Here is a 1,500-nt window from a genome sequence, read left to right as displayed (position 1 = left end):
TTTTTTAGCATCAAGTGCCGACTTACGCCATCTTGCTCAAGTTTACTAATACAATCGACTTGCTTTTAAAGCGGCAGAAGTGATGAGTACAGCAATAGAAAATGGCAATGCGGAAAAAACAGCTAAAAACTATGCGTTTGTTGCCGAGGCGATGATCCAAGCAAAAGAAGATGAAAAATCGATAGAGTATTTTGTTAAAGCCGCCGATTTATCAGAACATGGGCAATACGATCAGCGTTTAGCTGAGGTGTATGTTAATACAGAGCACTATGAAGATGCTGCCGACTCAGCTCGTAAAGCGCTTGATAAAGGGGGACTTGATTTTGAGTCAAATGCCTTTGTTGCACTGGGTATGGCGCAGTACAATTTGCAAAATTTCGATGCGTCTATTTTAGCGTTTGAACAAGCTGAAAAACACAAAAAATCACAGCGTTTGGCTAAGCAATGGATTAAGTATGTTAAACGTGAAAAAGTACATGCTGAAACGTTAAGAACCGCTCTGCTTTAAATTTTAAAACAACAAGTCACTACTTCGTTGGTGCTTGTAATATCAATTTCATATTCGCACTACGCAAGCCGACTCAATTATTATTGAGTCGGCTTTTTTTATTGCTGTAGCAATTAAGTTGTTGAATTTTAATAATATAGTTTTGTCATGTTATGTTTATTAAAGTGTAACTCCAGTGTCATATAGCTCCCGTAAGGTAAGCCCTGCTGATAACTCAAGTGACCTTAACGCATTATTAAGTGCTTTAAAGTGACTTGAGTTTTTATAAAGCGCTAACAAAATAATTAAATACTTTAACGGAGTGAACAATGAAATTATCTGACTTATTCAAAGTTAGTTTGATTGCAACTGCAGTATCTTTAGCGGGTTGTGGTGGTGACTTAGTAGTATCTGAAGGCGACACAACAATTAACGAAGGCGATACAATAACAAACGTTGTTGAAGGCGGCTCAGACACAGGCGGTGAAACGTCATCTCGTGATGATTCACAAAACGGCACAACTGGTTTCCCTACCACTATTGATAACGCATTTGTACAAGGCTTAGCCACAGACGTATCAAGCGAATTTCCGGAAATTACTGATAAGCCAGTGTATCGTTTAACAGCAGATACAACGTTCACTACCGATGCAACACTTACAAACGACGCGCATTGGATTGTAAATGGTCGTACAGCAGTAGGTAATGACCGTGCAGATAACGCAAAGCTTTATATTCAACAAGGCACAATAATTATTGGTGAATCTGGCGATGACTTTTTAGTCGTTCGTCGTGGTTCACAGCTTGAGTCGGTTGGTACGGTAAGTCAGCCAATTACTATGACCTCTATTCAAGATGTAACGGGTGGTGAAACAGCCATTGGTCTATGGGGTGGTTTAGTATTACGAGGTAATGCACCTGCTTACGCAGGTGGCGACCAACAAGGTGAAGCAACGGCCGTTGAGCTAGCTCACTGTGGTGGCTCGGCTGAATGTGACGCCGTCCAGTTTAGT

The 1,500-nt window shown here is 40.6% G+C and carries 1 protein-coding gene and 1 pseudogene; both read left to right on the top strand.

Annotated elements, in window-relative coordinates; all coding sequences use genetic code 11:
* Positions 1–508 (top strand): annotated as a pseudogene (locus CWB65_RS19810) (hypothetical protein); the annotation flags it as partial.
* A 308-nt stretch (positions 509–816) separates the two neighbouring features.
* Positions 817–1,500 (top strand): beta-helix domain-containing protein (locus CWB65_RS19805; protein WP_502704852.1); only part of this gene is annotated, 684 nt, incomplete at its 3' end.

Origin of the sequence: Pseudoalteromonas sp. S554, from assembly GCF_005930865.1 — a bacterium.
GTDB lineage: Bacteria > Pseudomonadota > Gammaproteobacteria > Enterobacterales > Alteromonadaceae > Pseudoalteromonas > Pseudoalteromonas marina.
This window is presented reverse-complemented; position numbering and strand designations above follow the sequence as displayed.